Raw genomic sequence first — 17,533 nt, 5'->3', positions numbered from 1 at the left:
AGGAGTTTTTTATTGCCTGCTGCCGGGGCTGCCGGGCGTAATTTTGTCTTTCCCGAAAAGCTGCCGGCCGGTAGCCGCTGGCCGCTATTAGCTAATCCTATGCATCTTCTTTTTTTCGATGACCCGGCCATCCGGCCGCATTTGCTGCCGCTCACCTTTACCCGGCCGGTGGCGGCGCTGCGTTGCGGCATTCTCACCATCGCCGAAAAGTGGCAGCACCGGCTGGGTACGGCAACGATGGGCTACCTCACCCAGCCGTATTTGCAGGCCAGGTTTCCGGCTGGCAACGTCGCCGGCCCCGCGCTGGTCGTGAATGGCGCCGTCTGTCCCGACGACCTGCTGGCCCGACAGGTGCTGGCACTCGCGCCCGGCCAGGGCCTCTACTTTGGTGATACGCTGGTGGCCGCCCACCTCGCCGATGCCAGCCAGGTGGCCGAGCTGGTACAAGATGGCCTGCGCGAGCAGCGTCCGGTAGCCGAAGAGGTAGTCATTATCGAGCGCCCCTGGCAGCTGTTTCTGCAAAACGGGGCAGAGATTCGCCGCGATTTTGCCTTGCTCACGGCCGGGCGCACCTCGCAGCCGCTGGGCGACGCCCATACGATTGTATATAATGAAAATAATATATTTATCGAGGAAGGTGTGAAAATCCGCGCGGCCATTCTGAACGCCGAGGACGGCCCCATCTACTTAGGTAAAAACTCGCAGGTGCACGAAGGCGCCATTCTCAAAGGCCCGCTGGCCTTGTGCGAGGGCAGCCACGTAAACGCCGGCGCCAAGCTGCGCGGCGACAATACTATCGGGCCATTCTCGAAAGTAGGTGGCGAAGTAGGCAATAGCATCTTGCTGGGCTACAGCAATAAAGGTCACGACGGCTACCTCGGCAACTCGGTTATCGGCGAGTGGTGCAACCTGGGGGCCGATACCAACACCAGCAACCTCAAAAACAACTACGCCCCGGTGAAGGTGTGGAGCCACGCCGCCAAGCGCTTCGTCGACACCGGCCAAACCTTCTGCGGCCTACTCATGGGCGACCACAGCAAGTGCGGCATCAATACTATGTTTAACACCGGCACGGTGGTAGGCGTGGGCGCCAATATTTTCGGCGCAGGCTTCCCGCGCCAGTTCATACCGAGCTTCAGCTGGGGCGGCGCGGCGGGCTTTGAAACGTTTAAGCTCAATAAGTTTGCCGAGGTGGCCGAACGCGTGATGGGCCGGCGCGGGCTAGCCTACGATGCGGTGGAGCAAGGGATTATCGCGGAGGTTTTCAAGCAGACGATGGAGGATAGAATCTGGGACAAGGTCAGAACCGCAGATTTATCGGATTCTTCGGATTAATCGGATTATGGTGACGGCTTTAGAAGAGTGCTTTTGGCTTTATGCTTCTTGATAGTCGGTATAGTAAGCTGACGGAAACTAGTATCGGCTGCGCGATGGAGGCACCGCAGGTTAGGAACCGGCTTTCAGGAAGTGATGAAGCTATTTGGGAAGTCGGGGCCGAAGTGAGCTGCCCGCCGGGGATACCGCCCAATTCGACTTCCTAAACCGCTTCGATTCATCAAAAGCGAGCAACGAAACAAGGTGTGAAAAATGAATCGGCCTCAAAATCCGCATAATCCGAAGAATCCGATAAATCCGCGGTTCAGATGAAATTCGCCGACATCCCCAACCAGCTAGCCCTCAAGGAAGTGCTGCGCCAGTCGGTACAGCGCGGGCACGTGGCGCACGCCCAGCTGTTTCGCGGGCCGAGGGCTCGGCGGCGCTGGCCTTAGCGCTGGCCTACGCGCAGTACCTCAACTGCGAGGGCCGTGCCGATGCTGCCGAAGATAGCTGCGGCCACTGCCCGGCGTGCCTGAAAATCAGTAAGCTGGCGCATCCCGACCTCAACTTTATTCTGCCCACCACTACGACCAAGGCGGTGCCCAAGGGCGCCACCAGCGGCCGGTTTATGGCCGAGTGGCGCACCTTTCTGGCCGAAAGCTCCTACCAGGGCTTCAACGACTGGATGCAGCACATCGGGGCCGAAAACAAGCAGGGCAGCATCTCGAAGGAAGAAGCGGGACAGCTGCTCAAGCTCGTCAGCCTCAAGGCATTTGAGGCCCGGTTTAAGCTCGTCATCATCTGGTTGCCCGAGCTCATGCACCCGGCCGCCGCCAATGCCGTGCTCAAGCTGCTGGAGGAGCCGCCGCCGGCTACGGTGTTTTTGCTCGTCAGCAATGAGCCCGAGCGGCTGCTGCCTACCATCATCAGCCGGGTGCAGCCGGTGGTGGTGCGGCCGTTTTCTGAAGACGATATAACGCGCTACCTGACTGCCCATTACCAAGTGCCCGAGGTAAAAGCCCGGCAGGTAGCGCAATTGGCCGAGGGCAACCTGGGCGCGGCCATCGCCAGCCGCGAGCACAGCGCCGACCATAACTACGCCGAATTCTTCATCAACTGGATGCGTAAATGCTACAGCCTGAAAATGACGGAGGTAATAGCCCTGGCCGATGAGTTCCAGAAGATGGGCCGCGAAAACCAGAAGGAGCAGCTCAGCTTCTCGCTGGGGCTGTTGCGCAAGGTGCTGCTCTACGGCATCGACCCCCAGATGGTGCCGCACCTGCCCACCGGCGAGCAGCAGTTCGTGCAGGGTTTCAGCAAGTTTGTGACGGCTCGCAACGCCGACCAGCTTAGCGAGGAGCTAAACACTGCGCACTACCACATCGAGCGCAATGCTAACCCGCGCATGGTGTTTGTCGATGCCTCGCTGCGGATGGGTCAGCAATTGCGGCGAGGGTAGGCGCGTGCCGCCCCGCCCGCCCGCACAACCCAGTAACTGGTAGTCGGCTCGCTTGCCTCCTGTCCATCGCATTCGGCCGGGGGCGTGCTACGCGCCCCTACCTTTGCTTTATGCGTCATCGTTTGCTCCCGGTTTTACTCGCGGCCAGCTTTTGCTACCCGGCCCAGGCGCAGGTAGTGGGCCCGCCGGCCCCGAGCCGGTGCCGGCGGGTATCAACCAGGGCCGCTTTATTGGCGTAATGATAGGCACTGCCGTAGTATACACCCTGACTTCTTACCTATTAGGCAAAACCTGGTACACCAAGCGCGTGCCCTTTCATTCCTTCAACGACAACGGCGAGTGGCTGCAAATGGACAAGTTTGGCCACGCCACCACGGCCTATGCCATTAGCCGGGGCGAGTATGAGCTGTTTCGGTGGAGTGGCGTCAATGAGCGGGCATCGGCCCTGACCGGTGGCCTAGTGGCGCTGCTGTATCAAACTACTATTGAGCTGTTTGACGGCCGCTCGGAGGGCTGGGGATTTTCAAAAGGCGATATGGTGGCTAACCTCAGTGGGATTGGCTTATTTATGGGCCAGCAGTATGGCTTTGGCGAGCAGAAGGTGAGCCTGCGCTACGGCTGGCGGCAAAGCATCTACCCACCGTACCGGCCCAATCTACTCGGGAAAAGCATTGGTACGCAGATGCTGAAGGATTACAACGGCCAGCAGTACTGGCTGTCGCTCAATATTGCTTCGGTGCTGCCGGTGGGCCCGTCGTTTCCGCGCTGGCTCAATCTTGACCTCGGGTATAGCGGCAGCGGTATGACCGGCGGCCACGCCAACCCGCCGTATGTCGACGCCGACGGTAAGGAAGTGAAATTTACCCGCTACCGGCAGTTTTATGTGTCGCCCGATGTAAGTCTGGCCCATTTGCCGGGTATCAGCGGTAGCGGCGCGCAGGCGCTGGTCAGTGCCGGGCAGTTCTTTAAGATTCCGGCTCCCTCGCTCGAATACAACCACTTAAGCGGTTTGCGCCTGCACCCACTAGTATTACCCAAAGATTGATTTTTATTTTTCGCGCTGTTAAACAGCCCGCAAAAACGCTATGTCTGAACCTATTATTCGTCTGGCTACCCGCGCCTCCCGCCTGGCCCTCTGGCAAACCGAGCACGTCGCGGCTTTGCTCAAGCAGGCTGGTCTGAATACCGAGATTGTGCCCATGCAAACCACCGGCGACCAGGTGCTCGACCGGTCGCTGGCTAAAATCGGGTCGAAAGGCGTCTTTACCGAAGAGCTCGAAGAAAGCCTGCGGCGTGGCGATACGCACCTGGCCATCCATTCGGCCAAAGATGTGCAGAGTACGCTGCCGCCCGACCTGGAGCTGCTGGCTTTTCTGGAGCGTGAGCAAGTGAACGACGTGATTATCAGCTTTCAGGAAGATTTTGATATCAGCCGGTCCGGCATCTTGCTGGGCACCAGCAGCACCCGCCGCAAGGCGCTGCTGCGGCGCTTCTACCCCTGGCCAACACCGCCGAGGCGCGTGGTAATCTCCAGACGCGCATTCGCAAGCTCGAAGAAGGCCAGTACGATGCCTTGGTGCTGGCCTATGCCGGCGTGCACCGCATGGGCTACGACCATCTCATCCGGCACTACCTGCCTACCGATACGTTTGTGCCGCCCGTAGGCCAGGGCAGCATCGCAGTCGAAAGCTCCCGCTTTCTGGACGAAGCGCTTAAAAACCGTATCCGGCAGGCGCTCGACCACCCGGCTACCCACCGCTGCCTGCTGGCCGAGCGGGCCTTTTTGCGCACCATGGAAGGCGGCTGCAGCATTCCATCGTTTGCGCTGGCTACGCTCACGCCGGCCGGCGACGTGCGCCTGCACGGCGGCCTCATCAGCCTCAGTGGCGAGGAGTATATCGACGTAGTGCAAACGGCCCCGCCGCGCAGGCCGAAGGCCTGGGCATGGCCGTGGCCGACTACGTGCTGGCTCACGGTGGCACCGCCATCCTGGCCAGCATCCGCGAGCACCGGGGCGAGCAGTAGGGGTTGTTAAATAGATTTTTTCATATATTTTACAGCGTTTTTCATCCCTATGAAGCTACTCACTGTTGGCCCAGAGCTATTGTGTTGGGGCTCCTGCTGCTGGAGCTGCCGGTGCTGGCTGCCAAGCGGCCCCGGCTCAGCAAGAAGGATGAAGTGGTAACCATCACCACCAGCCTGGGCGATATCCGTCTTATCTTATTCAATGATACGCCTTTGCACCGGGCTAATTTTCTGAAAAAAGCCAGCGATGGCTTTTATAACGGCACCACCTTTCACCGCGTCATTCCCAATTTTATGGTGCAGGGCGGCGACCCCAACTCGAAAGATGCCGACCCCACCAATGATGGCCTGGGGCCGCCCAACGAGCCGACTATTCCGGCTGAGCTGGCTGCCGGCCACAAGCACGACTATGGTGCCGTAGCCGCCGCCCGCCAGGGCGACTTTGCCAACCCGCAGCGCGCTAGCAGCTCAAGTCAGTTTTACTTGGTCGAAAAGCATGAAGGCACCCATTTTCTTGATGGCCAATACACGGTATTTGGCCAGGTCATCAAAGGTCAGGAAGTAATTGATAAAATCGCGGCCCTGCCCAAAGATGCCCGCGACCGCCCGCTTACCGACCTGAAGATGACGATGAAGGTAGAAAAGCTGAAGAAAAAGAAAATTACGGAGCTGTACGGGTACAGCTATTAGCTTTTTTGAACTGCGCCTCTTGGGGTAAGCGTGGCGCAACGGCTATTTGAACACCCACCTGCATACTATCCTTTGCCTACCCGCTCATGAAGCTGCTACTCACTGGCTCTAATGGCTTGCTCGGCCAGAAGCTCGTGGCGCTCCTTCACCAGGAGCCAACCATAGAGCTGCTGGCTACCGCGCGCGGTGCCAACCGCCTGGCCGCGCATTACCCGGCCTTGCGCTTTCGCACGCTCGATGTGATTGATGCTGCTCAGGTGAAGCAGGTTATGACGGAGGAGCGTCCCACGCACGTTATTCATACTGCCGCCATGACGCAGGTCGATGACTGTGAGCTAAACCAGCAAGCCTGCTGGACGCAGAATGTGACGGCCGTGGTCCACCTGGCTGCTATCTGCGCCAAGCTTAATATTCACTTCACTCACCTCAGCACCGACTTTATATTCAACGGCCAGCAAAGCATGCTGGACGAGAGTGCCGTGCCCGGGCCGCTCAGCCACTATGGAGCGAGTAAGCTGGCTGCCGAGCAGTTGGTGCAGGCTACGGCCGGGCTGCGCTGGGCCATTGCGCGCACCGTGCTGGTATATGGTACCCTCACGGCTGGTAGCCGCAGCAATATTGTGCTCTGGGTACGCGACTCTTTGCGTAAAGGCCAGGCTATTAAGGTTGTAAGCGACCAGTGGCGCACGCCTACGCTAGCCGAGGACCTCGCTCAGGGTTGCTGGCTGCTGGCCCGGCAATCGGCACAAGGTATCTACCATTTAAGTGGCTACGAGCTGCTGACGCCGTTTGAAATGGCCACGCAAATAGCCGATTTCTATAAGCTTGATAAGAATTTGCTGGAAAAGGTGGACGCCAGTACTTTTACGCAGCCCGGCCGGCGGCCGGCCCGTACGGGCTTCCGCATCGATAAGGCAGTGCGTGAGCTGGGCTACCACCCTCACTCTTTTGCTGAAGGATTGGCTCTGGTAGCCCGCCAGCTGGACCGTGCAGCGGAATAAGCTGGGCTGACTGCTAAACCCCAACGTCAGGCAAATAAAAAGCCCGCCAGCATTGCCGACGGGCTTTTCAGCTATAAGCCTTCCGCTTCTAAAATAAGTGGATTTGAATAAAAGGACCTGGATAGTGGACTAACTCGAGCTTCCCGTACCAGCGAGGGTCATTGGGCAGCTCATACAAAGCAGATGCTAAAAAAATGAGATGATGGCTTGACGGTTAGGTGATTAGGCCTAAAGGTGCTCCGGCCACTCCCCGATAAGTAAGCCTCCAATGAGCATAGCAGTGTGTTGGCGTAGGGCTGCCTCGCCCAAAACGCGGGGCACAAGCCGACCATCCAGCGTCGTGAAATCGCGGCCGGCGGCCAGGGCAGAGTAAGTAGCAGGTGATGAGCCGGTATAAGCAGAATCTTGCCGCGATGAAGAAGGAGATTTCATGTAATGACCACTGAATAAGTCCACTATAAAAGACGTAGCGTAGCTTTGGGAAGTAAATAGGGTACAAGATTAAGGGCGGCTTACTGCTCTCGAAAGGACATAGTCGTAAATTTTGTGACATATAAAATCAGTGTTTTTTAGTAAAAAAATACATTAAAAATATAAAAAAATTACATTTTTAATGTATTTTTCTGTAATTGCCCCTGCTGATTGTCGTATTGGCCCTGCGTATGCAATTACTCGCTTGCTGAAAACACTCGCTTTTGTGACAATTGAGACCCACCCGATGAGTCGATTAGCCAGCCAGCCGAGGGTAGAATCGGGGGTTATTTGCTGGCCGCTACCTTTTGTAGGGCCAGCAAAGTGGCCAGCAGGGCAACGCCAGGCGCCAGCGCTACCCACCAGGCGCTGGGGTCTTGGCGCACGGTAGCCAGCAGGGTGCCCCAGCCAACTGCATTGGAGGCCTGCCCAATACCCAGAAAAGCTAAGGCAGTTTCCAGCCTTATCAGGCCAGCCAGGCTCAGGGGAGCCAGGGTGCGCAGGGGCTGGCAGGCTGCCGGAAGGGCGTGGTGCCACCAGATGCGGCCCGGTCCCAGCCCGCTGGCCCAGGCCGCTTCGATAAAGGGCTGCACGCGCACGCGCAGCATTTCGGCCCGCACCACGCGAGCGGGCTCGGGCCACGCAATAAGCACCAGCAGCGCAAGCAGCTGTACCGGCCTGAGGGGCGGCCCGGCCGCCAGGGCTATAAGCAGCACCAGTCGGGGCAAGGCTCCCAGCATAGTAGCTATTCCTAGCAGCAGGCTGTCGAGCGGCAGGGCAAAGGTGAGCGGCCTGATTTGCAACGCCTGCTGCCGGCGGAATATGATAGTCTCATATAGGCCACTGATAGACAGTATAGAAACGGTAAAATACCCGCAGCCGGGCAGTTGCAGCAGCCACCAGGCCAGCGCCGCCGGCAGCCCAAGCGCACCCAGTGGCAGGCGCAGGCGGGTATTGCCCCAGAAGCCGGCTGCCCCCCCGCTACCGCGCCGAAGGCAGTAGCCAGCGCTACGGCCGGCAGACTGAGTTTCACGAGCCGCTGGGCCCCGCTACCAGGCCCGCGAGCACATCGCGCCCCAGCACATCGGTGCCGAAGTAGTGAAGCGGGCTGGGAGGTGCTGCCATGTGCAGCAGGTCGGGAGCCGTGCTGAGATAGGGCAGGCGCAGCCAGGAGCTAAGCAGCCCGGTAGCAGCTACTATTCCCAGCCAGCACAGGGCGAGCCAATAGCCAGGGCGCTTCAGTAAACCAGCGGGCGTCATGCAGTGGGCCGGAGGCGTGGGTCTATGGTAAAATAGAGAATATCTGCTAGTATTAGCCCAAGCAGGCGGGCTGCTGCCGTAAGCAGCACGCCTGCCACTACCACCGGATAGTCGTGGGCGGCCGCTGCTTCTGCCAGCAGGCGGCCGCTGCCCGGCAGGGAAAACACGACCTCGACTACTACCGTGCCGGCTACCAGGGCTGGCAGCAGGTCGGTGAGCGTGGTGAGCAGTGGCAGCACGGCATTGGGCAGGGCATGACGCCGTAATACCTGCCCGACACCCAGGCCCTTGGCGCGGGCCGTCGTAGCGTAGGCCATCCGCGCCTCGTGGCGCAGCGCGGCTTCCAGCGGTAGCGTCAGGCTGGGCACTACGGCCAGTATCAGGCTCAGCAGCGGGAGTGCTGAGCGGGCTGCCCAATAGCCTATGAGCTGCCCGGCACTACCCGCAGTCGTATCCGAAATGCGACCGGTAGCCGGAAACAAGTCCAGCACATCCGGGTTGGCCAGCAGCAGTAGCAGCGCCAGCGCCAGCAGAAACAGCGGCATCACCTGTAAGCCAGCCAGCCCAGCCCGGATGAGGGCGCGCACCTTTCCTCCCGAAGCGCGGGCCAGATAGAGCGCCAGCCCTAGCGCCAGGGCGGTGGCCAGGGTAGCTGCGCCGGCCGCCAGTGGCAGACTATACCCCAGGGCCTGGCGTAACAGGCTGGCTACGGGCTGCCCATCGCGGTACGACTGGCCCAGGTTGCCGTGCAGCAGCAGCATTACCCACTGGTGGTATTGGTTATGGGCCCCGTGCCAGTGCCAGCCGCCGGGCCTCGCAGCCGAGCGGGTAATATAAAAAGCCGGCTCGTCGAGCCCGAGGCGGTGGCGCAGCTGCCGGGCGGCTGCCGGAGCTGCCGCGGCGCTCATGGCTGCGGCCGGGCGGCTTAAGTTACCAGCCTCTTCCAGGGTCGCCAGCTCGGGGCCGGTTGGCAGCTGGCGGCTTAGTACAAACACTAAAGAAGCAATGCCCCAGGCAGCCAGCGCAGCGCGTCCGAGGCGGGTGAGCAGCCACCAGCCCATCGTTAGTTAGTGGGTGCCCGCAGGCTGTCGGTGGTGGCCCAGGCCAGCGCGGCAGGCACATAGCCCGGCTTAAGCCCCGACGTGGCTACTGGCAGCAGGCGACGGCTGGTAACCAGGCGGATAGGCAAGAAAAACAACGGTACCAGCGGCATCTCTTCCCGAACTACGGCTTGCAGCTTGCGGAGCATCAGGCGTTTGCGCCGCTCATTCCCTTCGACAGCAATACCCGCGAGCAGCCCGTCGGTAGCGGGGGTGCCGAAACCGGTAAAATTGCCGTTGCCGATAGCATTGGTATGCAGAACGGGCATAAAGTTGAAGCCAAGCGGACTGCCCTTACCAGGCGGATATACATATCAAAATCGCCGGTGCGCAACGCGCTCACAAGTACTGAGGTTTCGGTAGGAACCAGCACGATAGGAATGCCGAGCTGCGCGGCCGCCGCCTGAAACTGCAAAGCGGCCGTCGCAAACGTCGTTTCGTCGGTGCGATAGCGTAGCCGCAAGGTGAGCGGACTGGCTAAAGACGGGTGCCGCCAGGTGCCATCGGGCTGCCGCCGCCAGCCCGCCTGCTGCAGCAGTGCCACGGCCCGGGCGGGGCATAGGTCAGGGGCGGCAGGCTGTCGTTATAGTAAGGGCTGGTGGGTGGCAGCAAGCCTACCGTAGTAAGGCCTTGCCCCAGCTGGGTGGCCTTGAGCAGCGCAACAGGGTCAAACAACCGGCTGAGGGCCTGGCGAGTGCGCTTATCGGACAGGGGAGCGCGCCGCGTGTTAAACCCAGCCGTTACCATATCGTAGGATGGGCTGCTGTAAAAAAATAATTCGCGCTGGGCCGCTGCGGAAGCCTGTAAGCGCTGAAAAAAGCGGGCCGGTACCGGCGAATATACTTCCAGCTCGTGGCGACGTAGCGCCAGCGTAGCGACGGCATCATCGGGAATAACAACAAAATCCAGCTGTTGGGGGCGAGCCTGAAGTACCGGCGAGGCCGGGCGTAGTGCATCGGCCCACCAGTGGGCCTTGCGTTGCAGCAACAGGTGCCGCCCGGTTTCCCACGCCGCCAGCTTATACGCTCCGCAGCCAGGCAGCCGCTCGGGATGGCGAGCCAGGTCGGCTTGCTGATACCGTTGTACGAGGGCGGCCACCGCCGGCGCCGGAGGGCGCGACTCGGGCCAGTCTTGCAGCGCGGCCAGTGAAATGGCTCGTAAGGTATGCGCCGGATCAAGTACTGCTTCGGGCAAGATAGGGTAGTCGCCGGAAGTAGTGGCCAGCTCGGTAGCCTGGCCGCGACACACTACCGTAAAGTGGCGCGCATCGGCAGGGTCAAGCTGAATTTTTCGAATAAAGCTGAATTGCGAGCGGGCTCCCTCGTTGGGCAGCCCTGGGCATTGCATTAATTTAAGCGTAAAGTCAACATCGGTAGCTAGCACGGGTTGCCCGTTGTCCCAGGTAGCGGCCGGCCGCAAATAATAATCCAAGGAGGTAAGCGAATCTCCAACAAGCGTTATCTGCGGCAGCGACTGGGCCAGGGCTGGCGCGTATCTATTGTATTTATAATCTATTTGCAGCAGGCTCGCATGCAACAGAGTGGCAACATCGATGGCGTTCTGATTGGGAAGCGCCATAGGGTCCAGCGTTTCCGCGTCGTAGGCCCAGCGAATGCGAATCGGAGTAGAAGCGGACTCTTGCCGGGTAGTAGGTGACGAGCAAGCCCAGGTCAGAAATAGCAGAAATCCACCAAGCCAGAAGTATTTCATTTTGCAATGGCATTACAAATGCCATTGGCAAGTTAGCAGGCTAGACCTTAAATTAACTTCTACTGCTACCAGACAACGCTGCTGCCTTAGTTGCCGCCGACGCTAGTTGTAGTCTGAGTAGGAGCTACGATGTCGCTACCGCCCCAGCCGCTGCTGCCAATGTTGTTGGTGGCGGGCGGGCTAGACAAGGTAGCGAGTTGCAACAGGGCGAAAGTAATGAGCTCCAACATGGCTAGGAAAGATTTGCGGTGAATTGTTGATACAAAGCTCCTTTCCTTGGCAGGCACTTAAAAGGACATTAGCCTTTCTGCTGTGACAATGATTATTCTTATAATTTATTGAATTTTATTTATAGGTACCGCTTCTTTTATGGGTTAGCTGGTTTGGGGGCGGAGAATTTATGGAATCGGTGCTTGCGAAAAAAAACGAAGTTGTGACATCTTATCGTGTAAATTGCGCATGCTATTCCAAGATACAAAGCTTGAAAAAAGACGCGGTATTTAAAAGGACAGTTTGCTGAGTTTTTTAAACCCCTTTTAGCCGGGCAGGCAGGAGGCAAAAGTGCTTTTAATTAATTTGGAATAAGTTTTTCGATGAAAGAGATTGCGAATTTGGCGCGAATTGTGACATTGCGCCGGTCAAATCAGCGGCCTCTACTTGACCTGGATGCCTCCCGCATGGGTAAAGAAGAGCGGCTGATGCAGGAAGTAATAGCCAATCCGGAAATGACCACCATACAGCTAACCAAATCGCTTTATGGGGCAAACTCGATTAATAATCAGGCTGCTATGCGCCAGCTGCGGGCGCGGGTGCAGGACAAGCTACTCAATCACCTATACTTTCTGGACCATTCCGACCCGCGCTTTGTGGTATCGCGCCGCTACGAGGTAGAATGCCTGGACTTGTTACACAAGGTAACGATTTTATGTTTAGAAGGAGAGTATAGCCTGAGTGAGCGGCTGTTACGTCGTTGCATGCGAATGGCCCTGCAAGGCGAGTTTATGGGCTATGCCGAGCAGGCCGGCCAGCGGCTCCTGACTATATATGCCGAGCAAAACCTTCCCTATAAGTACGATGCCCTAAGTAAAACCCTGGCCAAGCTGCGGGAAGTCATTCGCTACGAGCAGGAAGCAGAGGAGCTTTCGTTGTCTGTTCGGCTGGGCATGGCGCGGGCCGTAGCCAAGCGACGGGCAATTTTGCTGAAGATGCCGGCATACCTGGCCAGGGCCGAAGAGCTGCACAAGCAGGGCAAAACCTTTATTACGTTTTTGGCGCTGTATCGGATACGTATAGGCAACGCAGAGCTGACCGGGCGCTACGAGGACATTGTGCAGTATACCACAATGGCTACCCGGCTCCTGCAGCAGGGTAAGCTCAATGCCCGGCGCTTCGACCAGCGCTTCAATCAGTTTATGATGGTGTATGCCTACCTGCGCACCCGGCAGGCGGCGGCTGGCCTGAAGCTGGCGGAGGCCTTTGCCCAGGAGATGCACCCTACTTCCAGCAACTGGTTTTATTTCTACGAGCATTATCTGCTGCTGGCCCTGCATGCGGGCGAGTATGAGCAGGCGCTGCAACTGCTGCATCTGGCGCACAAAAATCCTTCTTTTACCAAGCTGCGGCCCGCGGCTTTGCAGCGCTGGGAGTTGCTGGAGGCTTACACCGAGTTTATCCAGCCACTTGAAAAGCTGCCGGTGCGTCGCCGCAACCAGCTGGCCGTGTTTGCGGCCCTGACCGTGCCCGAGTACAGCCGCGATAAGCGCGGCCACAACGTGGCCATTCTGGTATTTCAGCTGCTACACTTCCTGCGGCAGCGCCTCCTGGAGCCAGTGCTCTCACGGCTTGAGCGCCTGCGCAAGTACCAGCAGCGGCACCTGCGTGATGCGGCTACGCTGCGGAGCCGCACCTTTCTGCGGCTGCTGCTGCTGCTGCCCGAAGCCGACTTCGACCCCGAAGTGCTGGGGCAGCGCAGTAAGCCCTTGCTGGCAGCTCTGAAAAAAGCCCCCTGGTAGGCGAGGCCGATGCCGAAATCGAGATTGTTCCGTACGAGGATTTGTGGCAGCTGGTATTGGGCATTCTGAGCCAGGGCACCCCGCAGTAGCCTTTGCGCTGCTGCCTAAGGCTCCACGATAACTTCCTGGCTGACGCAGTTGCTGGCGGCGCAGGCTCCGGGGCCGTAGCCGCGCAGGCTCATGCGCACCGGAAAGCGCCCGGGCTTGCGGAAGCTGTGCTCGACGCGCCGCCCCTGCTGGGTAAAGCCATCGCGAAAATCCCAGATGACTACTACCGATTGGCAGTCGGGCAATACCGAGTCCAGCGCATCGAATGCTACCGGCTGCCCGGCTCGTACCCGAAGCGTGGGGCCCACGCTAAAATTGAGTACCGGCTTACGCAGCAAGTCCACGTCGAAGGTTTTTTCGGCGCGGCGTACTTCGCCGGTGGCCGGCACCACTACATCGAGCACCACCCGGTAGCGGGCCCGAGTGGCATAGCAGTGCGTGATGGTCAGGCCCGTGAGTGTAGTACCATCGCCCATGTTCCATCGGTACTCAAGGGGCCGGCGCCGGGGTCTACCGAGCGGCTGGCGTCGAAATCGACGCATAGCTCGACGGGCTGCAGCGGGCCGCAGCTGGCCGCCTGGGTGGCAGTGGAGTCGGCACCGGTAGCCTGAGCGGCCACCACAGCTGGCGTACCCGCCAGCGCCACTGCTGCCAGGGTACCCCGCAGCCAAACAAAAACAGGCGAAAAGGAAGCAGTAAAAGGCACTGAAAAGTGGGAGTTAGCGTGAAAAATAGCGCCGGCGGGCTGCGCAGCCCTACAGCTTGTTGAGGCGTTGAAGCAGGCCGCGCATGTACGTTTGGCCCACCGGAATATATTTCTCTTTAATCAGCAGGGAGTTGTCTTCCAGCGCCTGCACATAGTCGATATTGATGATGAAGGAGCGATGCACCCGCACAAAGTGCTGGGGCGGAAACTTCTCTTCAATGGCCCGCATGGTACTATAGACAATAAGCTTGCTACGGGTAGTAACCAGGTGCACGTAGTCACCTAGGGCTTCAACATAGTAAATGTCGGCGAAATCGACCCGAACGAGCTTATTATCAACCTTTACAAAAGTGAATTCGGGGTTGGAGCCTATGGGCTGCGCCTGCGTATCGGGGTCGGCCGCTGTTCGCTGGGCAGTAATGGTTTCGAGTACCTTTTGGGCTGCCTGCAGAAAGCGCGGATAGCTCAACGGCTTAAGCAGATAATCGGCTACGGCAAATTCGAAGGCCTGCACGGCATACGACTGGCTACTGGTAATGAGTACCACCTGCGGGGCCTCCGGCAGCGAGCGGAGTAGGTCGAGGCCCGACATCAGAGGCATCTCAATGTCCAGAAATAATACGTCGAAAGCCTGCGTACGAAGAATCTCGGCGGCTTCAATGGCACTGCTGCACGCTCCGGACGCTTCTAAGAAAGGCGTATTGGCAATGCAGTTCTGCACTATCTGGACTGACAAAGGGTCATCGTCAACAATGAGACAACGCAGCGGAGCCGGGGTGAGGCCATCAACTTCGGGAGAAGAAAAGGACATAGGGCAGCGGGAAAGCAGGTAGATAGGTCGGGCAAAAGTAGGGACTGGCTCCGGGGTCCGGGCGATAATGAGCGTAAAGAGCTCTGGTTTACTTTATTATTTGGCTGTCATTCCGCAAATTAGGCTCTTTGCTGAAGCTGGGGGTATAATTGGCCGAGCTGCTGCCGCACAGTTTGCAGCAAGGGCTCGCAGAAAGGATAGCCGGGAGTCCGGGCGCTGCGCTCCAGCTCATCGAGCTGCGCGTGCAGGCCGGGCACGCCAAAGTAAGCCACCTGGCCTTTAAGCTTGTGCGCCAGGGTGGCCACGGCGGTGGGGTCGTGGGGCAGGCAGCAGCCAGTAGCTGCTCAAGGGCCGGTGCCTCGGTCAAGAAAGTATTCACAATCTGACTGATAAAGCTGGCATTACCGCCTGCCAGCTCCTCCAGCTGCTGCCAGTTGGGGTGCAGGGCAGGGGGCGCGCTGGGCGGCAGAGTGGCCGCTGGCGCTGCCTCGGGCGAAGAAACTCCGGCCAGCCGCCCCGTAAAATGTGCCAGCCGGGCGTAGAGCACGGCCGGCTCAAAAGGCTTGGCCAGCAGGTCGTTCATGCCGGCCGCCAATGCCAGGCTACGGTCTTCGGGCAGTACCGAGGCCGTGAGGCCAATAATGGGCAGCCTGGTGGCGTCGGGGCAATGCTGACGCAGGGCCCGGGCGGCGGCGTAGCCATCGAGCTCCGGCATCTGAATATCCATAAACACGGCGTCGAAGGGCTCGGTAGCCGTTAGCACGCGCTCCACGGCCAGGCGGCCATTTTCGGCGATAACTACCTGTACATTCCAGTTTTCCAGTGTTTTGCGTGCTACCAGCTGGTTGAGCTGGTTGTCTTCGGCCACTAGCACGCGCAGCGCGGGCTCGAAGGCGGGCAGCGGCCCTGCTACCGCGCCCGGCCGGGTTTGGGCGGGGTCAGCGATGGGGTAAGTCAACTCAAAATAAAACACTGAGCCGCTTCCTTCCTGGCTACGCACGCCCAACTCGCCGCCGTGCAGCTGTACCAGGTTGCGGGCAATGCTGAGCCCCAGGCCCGTGCCGCCAAACTCGCGGGTAGTGCTGGCATTCGCCTGCGAAAAATCATCAAAAATGGCCGTCAGCTTATTGGCTGCAATGCCGATGCCAGTGTCTTCCACTTCAAACCTTAGGGCTGCGTGGGCCAGGTCGGGGGCCGGGCCGGGCGCCAGTGTTACCCGTACGGTCACGCCCCGCGCCGGGTAAATTTCAACGCGTTGCTCACCAGGTTGACGAGTACCTGCTGCAAGCGCACGGGGTCGCCAACCACGGCAGCAGGTATATCTTCTGAAACGAATGTATTAAAATCCAGCCCCTTGCTGTCGGCCGCGTAGCGAAAGAGCGTGCTAAGTCCGCGTACCGCCTCGGGGAGCCGGAACGCTATCTGCTCCAGCGTAAGCTTACCGGCCTCCATCTTCGACGAATCGAGGATGTCGTTGAGAATAACCAGCAGATTCTGCGACGACGAGTGAATGGCCGTCAGGTATTCGCCTTGCTCAGGATTGAGCGACGTTTGCTGCAATAAGTTGGTGAGGCCGATGACTGCGTTCATCGGGGTGCGGATTTCGTGGCTCATGTTGGCCAGAAACTGCGCCTTGGCCCGGCGCGATGCTTCAGCCGCGTCACGGGCTACGAGTAGCTCGCCATTTATGTGCTCGATATCGTGGTTCTTCTGGCGTAGCTCACTGGTGCGGTGCTGCACGGTTTTTTCGAGCTGAAGCTTCTGGCGACGCAGCACGCCTTCGCGGGTGCGTACCACGGCAATGAGCACTGCCAGCAGAGCCAACGCGCCCAAAGCCAGTGTGGTAGCCCGCTGCCACCAGGGGGTGGCAACAGTGAACACGCTGCGGGCGGCCGGGCTCCAGGAGCTGCCGGGTATGGCCCGGCGCACCTGCGCCTGCAATTCGTAGCGGCCGGGGCCGAGCCCGACAAACTGGGCCTCGCCGGCCCCGCTCGTGCGGCTCCATTCGTCGGACAGGCCGCGCAGGCGGTAGCGATAGCGGAGTGCCGCCGCGCCACCGGGGGCCAAACTGAGCCCCTGAAACACGAAGCTGACGCGGTGCTGCCCCGCCGCCAGCTGGCCAAGTGTGGTTGGCGCGTGTGCTTCGCCATCTACCTCGGCCCCGGTTAGTACTACCGGTGGCGTGGAGAGGCGACCCGGCGTTGAGCCTGCCAGCTGGTCGAGGTCGAGGCGCAGGATGCCGGCCTGGGTAGCGAGCCAGGCCACCGGGGCCGGGCCGGCGGTGAGCGCAGTGCTCGGCAGCATAGCCCGAACGAGCTCATTATCGGCTGCGGCCAGCGTAATGGCGGCCGTATGCCCAGGGCCGAGCAGGCTCAGGCCCTGCGGGTGCACCAGCAGCAGCGAGCCCGCCAGCGGTGCCGGCAGCGGCAGCAGAGCCGTGAGGTAATCGCTGGGTAGGGCTTTGGTGGCGGCCGTTAGCTGTTGCCACGAGCCACTGGTGGGTTTAAAGAACAGCCCCTGGCCTTCGGTGCCGACCCAGACAGTCCCGTTGGCGTCTTCGGCCAGAGCACTGGCATCCAGGCCCACACTGTTCAGCTTATGATACAAAAAGTGTCGTTGTGCCGGTTCCCACACAGCCAGGCCGGTATTGTGCGTGGCCACCCATACGCGGCCGGTATGGTCGGCCAACAGCGCGTAAATGCTGTTGTGCAGCAAGCCATTGGCTGTGGTAAAATGCTGAGCTGCCGAAGTTGCGTTGGGGCTTGAAATAGTGGGCAAATTATATACTCCGTCGGCGGCCGTGCCCACCCACAGCCCCGTACCGGGAGTGTAAGCCAGCGCCGTTATGGCCGAGCCCAGACCTTGGGAAAGGCCGCGCACCGGCTGCCACGGCCGGCCGGGCGCCGCCTCGACATAAACCCCC

At 59.7% G+C, this 17,533-nt stretch carries 20 protein-coding genes and 2 pseudogenes; 9 read left to right on the top strand and 13 right to left on the bottom strand.

Annotation, left to right across the window (positions count from 1 at the left end):
* Nucleotides 1-99: 99 nt before the first annotated feature.
* The 8 genes and pseudogenes from GKZ67_RS14885 (at nucleotide 100) to GKZ67_RS14860 (ending at nucleotide 6,492) form a co-directional block, all read left to right on the top strand.
* Nucleotides 100-1,335: a GlmU family protein gene (locus tag GKZ67_RS14885; protein ID WP_173243776.1), complete on the top strand. Its 1,236-nt coding sequence runs from the start codon at nucleotides 100-102 to the stop codon at nucleotides 1,333-1,335.
* A 308-nt stretch (nucleotides 1,336-1,643) separates the two neighbouring features.
* Entirely contained in the window at nucleotides 1,644-1,769 is a 126-nt protein-coding gene (locus GKZ67_RS24150; RefSeq protein ID WP_262889611.1) for a hypothetical protein, read from the top strand.
* Nucleotides 1,760-2,776, top strand: a complete 1,017-nt coding sequence (locus tag GKZ67_RS14880; RefSeq protein WP_317172307.1) for a DNA polymerase III subunit delta — start codon at nucleotides 1,760-1,762, stop codon at nucleotides 2,774-2,776. Before GKZ67_RS24150 ends, GKZ67_RS14880 begins: the two co-directional genes overlap by 10 nt.
* Nucleotides 2,777-2,927: 151 nt before the next feature.
* Nucleotides 2,928-3,821 (top strand): DUF2279 domain-containing protein, encoded by an 894-nt coding sequence (locus GKZ67_RS14875; protein ID WP_254244851.1) that lies wholly within the window; start codon nucleotides 2,928-2,930, stop codon nucleotides 3,819-3,821.
* A gap of 40 nt (nucleotides 3,822-3,861) precedes the next feature.
* A pseudogene (gene hemC, locus GKZ67_RS25255) lies at nucleotides 3,862-4,412 on the top strand (hydroxymethylbilane synthase); the annotation flags it as partial.
* Nucleotides 4,413-4,568: 156 nt separating this feature from the next.
* The gene (locus GKZ67_RS25250) at nucleotides 4,569-4,811 is read left to right on the top strand and encodes a hypothetical protein (protein ID WP_410505078.1); all 243 of its coding nucleotides are present in this window, start codon (nucleotides 4,569-4,571) and stop codon (nucleotides 4,809-4,811) included.
* A gap of 71 nt (nucleotides 4,812-4,882) precedes the next feature.
* Complete coding sequence (locus GKZ67_RS14865) at nucleotides 4,883-5,491, top strand: peptidylprolyl isomerase (RefSeq protein WP_317172152.1); 609 nt, start codon at nucleotides 4,883-4,885, stop codon at nucleotides 5,489-5,491.
* 86 nt (nucleotides 5,492-5,577) lie between these two features.
* Nucleotides 5,578-6,492, top strand: coding sequence for an SDR family oxidoreductase (locus GKZ67_RS14860; RefSeq protein ID WP_173243773.1), 915 nt, complete (start codon nucleotides 5,578-5,580; stop codon nucleotides 6,490-6,492).
* 228 nt (nucleotides 6,493-6,720) lie between these two features.
* On the opposite strand, the gene GKZ67_RS14855 is transcribed toward GKZ67_RS14860, so the two are convergent.
* The 7 genes from GKZ67_RS14855 to GKZ67_RS14825 all read right to left on the bottom strand — a co-directional run bounded on the left by GKZ67_RS14855 (nucleotide 6,721) and on the right by GKZ67_RS14825 (nucleotide 11,263).
* Nucleotides 6,721-6,924 carry a hypothetical protein gene (locus GKZ67_RS14855; protein ID WP_173243770.1) on the bottom strand — a complete coding sequence of 68 codons (204 nt, stop codon included), beginning with the start codon at nucleotides 6,922-6,924 and terminating at the stop codon, nucleotides 6,721-6,723.
* 326 nt (nucleotides 6,925-7,250) lie between these two features.
* Entirely contained in the window at nucleotides 7,251-7,766 is a 516-nt protein-coding gene (locus GKZ67_RS14850) for an ABC transporter permease subunit (RefSeq protein ID WP_173243767.1), read from the bottom strand.
* Nucleotides 7,767-7,992: 226 nt separating this feature from the next.
* On the bottom strand, nucleotides 7,993-8,223 hold the full coding sequence (locus GKZ67_RS14845) for a hypothetical protein (protein ID WP_173243764.1): 231 nt from the start codon (nucleotides 8,221-8,223) through the stop codon (nucleotides 7,993-7,995).
* Complete coding sequence (locus tag GKZ67_RS14840; protein WP_173243761.1) at nucleotides 8,220-9,284, bottom strand: ABC transporter permease; 1,065 nt, start codon at nucleotides 9,282-9,284, stop codon at nucleotides 8,220-8,222. The genes GKZ67_RS14845 and GKZ67_RS14840 overlap by 4 nt, the downstream gene beginning before the upstream one ends.
* A gap of 2 nt (nucleotides 9,285-9,286) precedes the next feature.
* On the bottom strand, nucleotides 9,287-9,592 hold the full coding sequence (locus GKZ67_RS14835) for a hypothetical protein (RefSeq protein WP_173243759.1): 306 nt from the start codon (nucleotides 9,590-9,592) through the stop codon (nucleotides 9,287-9,289).
* Between the two features lie 208 nt (nucleotides 9,593-9,800).
* Nucleotides 9,801-10,901, bottom strand: coding sequence for an ABC transporter substrate-binding protein (locus GKZ67_RS14830; RefSeq protein WP_173243756.1), 1,101 nt, complete (start codon nucleotides 10,899-10,901; stop codon nucleotides 9,801-9,803).
* A gap of 218 nt (nucleotides 10,902-11,119) precedes the next feature.
* Nucleotides 11,120-11,263, bottom strand: coding sequence for a hypothetical protein (locus tag GKZ67_RS14825; RefSeq protein ID WP_173243754.1), 144 nt, complete (start codon nucleotides 11,261-11,263; stop codon nucleotides 11,120-11,122).
* Between the two features lie 447 nt (nucleotides 11,264-11,710).
* Here GKZ67_RS14825 and GKZ67_RS14820 point away from each other — a divergent pair, with 447 nt between their 5' ends.
* A complete protein-coding gene (locus GKZ67_RS14820) occupies nucleotides 11,711-13,045 on the top strand; it encodes a hypothetical protein (RefSeq protein ID WP_173243751.1) in 1,335 nt (444 codons plus the stop codon).
* Nucleotides 13,046-13,149: 104 nt separating this feature from the next.
* Here the strand turns inward: GKZ67_RS14820 and GKZ67_RS14815 are convergent, their stop codons facing one another.
* The 6 genes and pseudogenes from GKZ67_RS14815 to GKZ67_RS14795 form a co-directional block, all read right to left on the bottom strand.
* Entirely contained in the window at nucleotides 13,150-13,569 is a 420-nt protein-coding gene (locus GKZ67_RS14815) for a PKD domain-containing protein (RefSeq protein WP_173243748.1), read from the bottom strand.
* Complete coding sequence (locus tag GKZ67_RS14810) at nucleotides 13,539-13,799, bottom strand: hypothetical protein (protein WP_173243745.1); 261 nt, start codon at nucleotides 13,797-13,799, stop codon at nucleotides 13,539-13,541. The genes GKZ67_RS14815 and GKZ67_RS14810 overlap by 31 nt, the downstream gene beginning before the upstream one ends.
* Before the next feature lie 49 nt (nucleotides 13,800-13,848).
* Nucleotides 13,849-14,610, bottom strand: a complete 762-nt coding sequence (locus tag GKZ67_RS14805) for a LytR/AlgR family response regulator transcription factor (RefSeq protein WP_173243742.1) — start codon at nucleotides 14,608-14,610, stop codon at nucleotides 13,849-13,851.
* A gap of 119 nt (nucleotides 14,611-14,729) precedes the next feature.
* On the bottom strand, nucleotides 14,730-14,867 hold the full coding sequence (locus GKZ67_RS25245) for a hypothetical protein (RefSeq protein WP_410505077.1): 138 nt from the start codon (nucleotides 14,865-14,867) through the stop codon (nucleotides 14,730-14,732).
* 332 nt (nucleotides 14,868-15,199) lie between these two features.
* A pseudogene (locus tag GKZ67_RS25240) lies at nucleotides 15,200-15,838 on the bottom strand (ATP-binding protein); the annotation flags it as partial.
* Nucleotides 15,835-17,490, bottom strand: a complete 1,656-nt coding sequence (locus GKZ67_RS14795; protein ID WP_173243736.1) for a histidine kinase dimerization/phospho-acceptor domain-containing protein — start codon at nucleotides 17,488-17,490, stop codon at nucleotides 15,835-15,837. The pseudogene GKZ67_RS25240 and the gene GKZ67_RS14795, both read right to left, overlap by 4 nt.
* Nucleotides 17,491-17,533: the final 43 nt, after the last annotated feature.

Source organism: Hymenobacter sp. BRD67 (assembly GCF_013256425.1).
Lineage (GTDB): Bacteria > Bacteroidota > Bacteroidia > Cytophagales > Hymenobacteraceae > Hymenobacter.
The sequence above is the reverse complement of the archived record's forward strand: the minus strand, read 5'-3'. Positions and strand labels throughout refer to the sequence as shown.

Bases quoted from the DNA above. Each gene is read 5' to 3' on its own strand.
- GKZ67_RS14840 (WP_173243761.1), bottom strand. From the start codon at position 9,284: ATGGGCTGGTGGCTGCTCACCCGCCTCGGACGCGCTGCGCTGGCTGCC.
- GKZ67_RS14820 (WP_173243751.1), top strand. From the start codon at position 11,711: ATGGGTAAAGAAGAGCGGCTGATGCAGGAAGTAATAGCCAATCCGGAA.
- GKZ67_RS14825 (WP_173243754.1), bottom strand. From the start codon at position 11,263: ATGTTGGAGCTCATTACTTTCGCCCTGTTGCAACTCGCTACCTTGTCT.
- GKZ67_RS14845 (WP_173243764.1), bottom strand. From the start codon at position 8,223: ATGACGCCCGCTGGTTTACTGAAGCGCCCTGGCTATTGGCTCGCCCTG.
- GKZ67_RS14885 (WP_173243776.1), top strand. From the start codon at position 100: ATGCATCTTCTTTTTTTCGATGACCCGGCCATCCGGCCGCATTTGCTG.
- GKZ67_RS14860 (WP_173243773.1), top strand. From the start codon at position 5,578: ATGAAGCTGCTACTCACTGGCTCTAATGGCTTGCTCGGCCAGAAGCTC.
- GKZ67_RS14855 (WP_173243770.1), bottom strand. From the start codon at position 6,924: ATGAAATCTCCTTCTTCATCGCGGCAAGATTCTGCTTATACCGGCTCA.
- GKZ67_RS25250 (WP_410505078.1), top strand. From the start codon at position 4,569: ATGGAAGGCGGCTGCAGCATTCCATCGTTTGCGCTGGCTACGCTCACG.
- GKZ67_RS24150 (WP_262889611.1), top strand. From the start codon at position 1,644: ATGAAATTCGCCGACATCCCCAACCAGCTAGCCCTCAAGGAAGTGCTG.
- GKZ67_RS14805 (WP_173243742.1), bottom strand. From the start codon at position 14,610: ATGTCCTTTTCTTCTCCCGAAGTTGATGGCCTCACCCCGGCTCCGCTG.
- GKZ67_RS14830 (WP_173243756.1), bottom strand. From the start codon at position 10,901: ATGGCGCTTCCCAATCAGAACGCCATCGATGTTGCCACTCTGTTGCAT.
- GKZ67_RS14815 (WP_173243748.1), bottom strand. From the start codon at position 13,569: ATGGGCGATGGTACTACACTCACGGGCCTGACCATCACGCACTGCTAT.
- GKZ67_RS14835 (WP_173243759.1), bottom strand. From the start codon at position 9,592: ATGCCCGTTCTGCATACCAATGCTATCGGCAACGGCAATTTTACCGGT.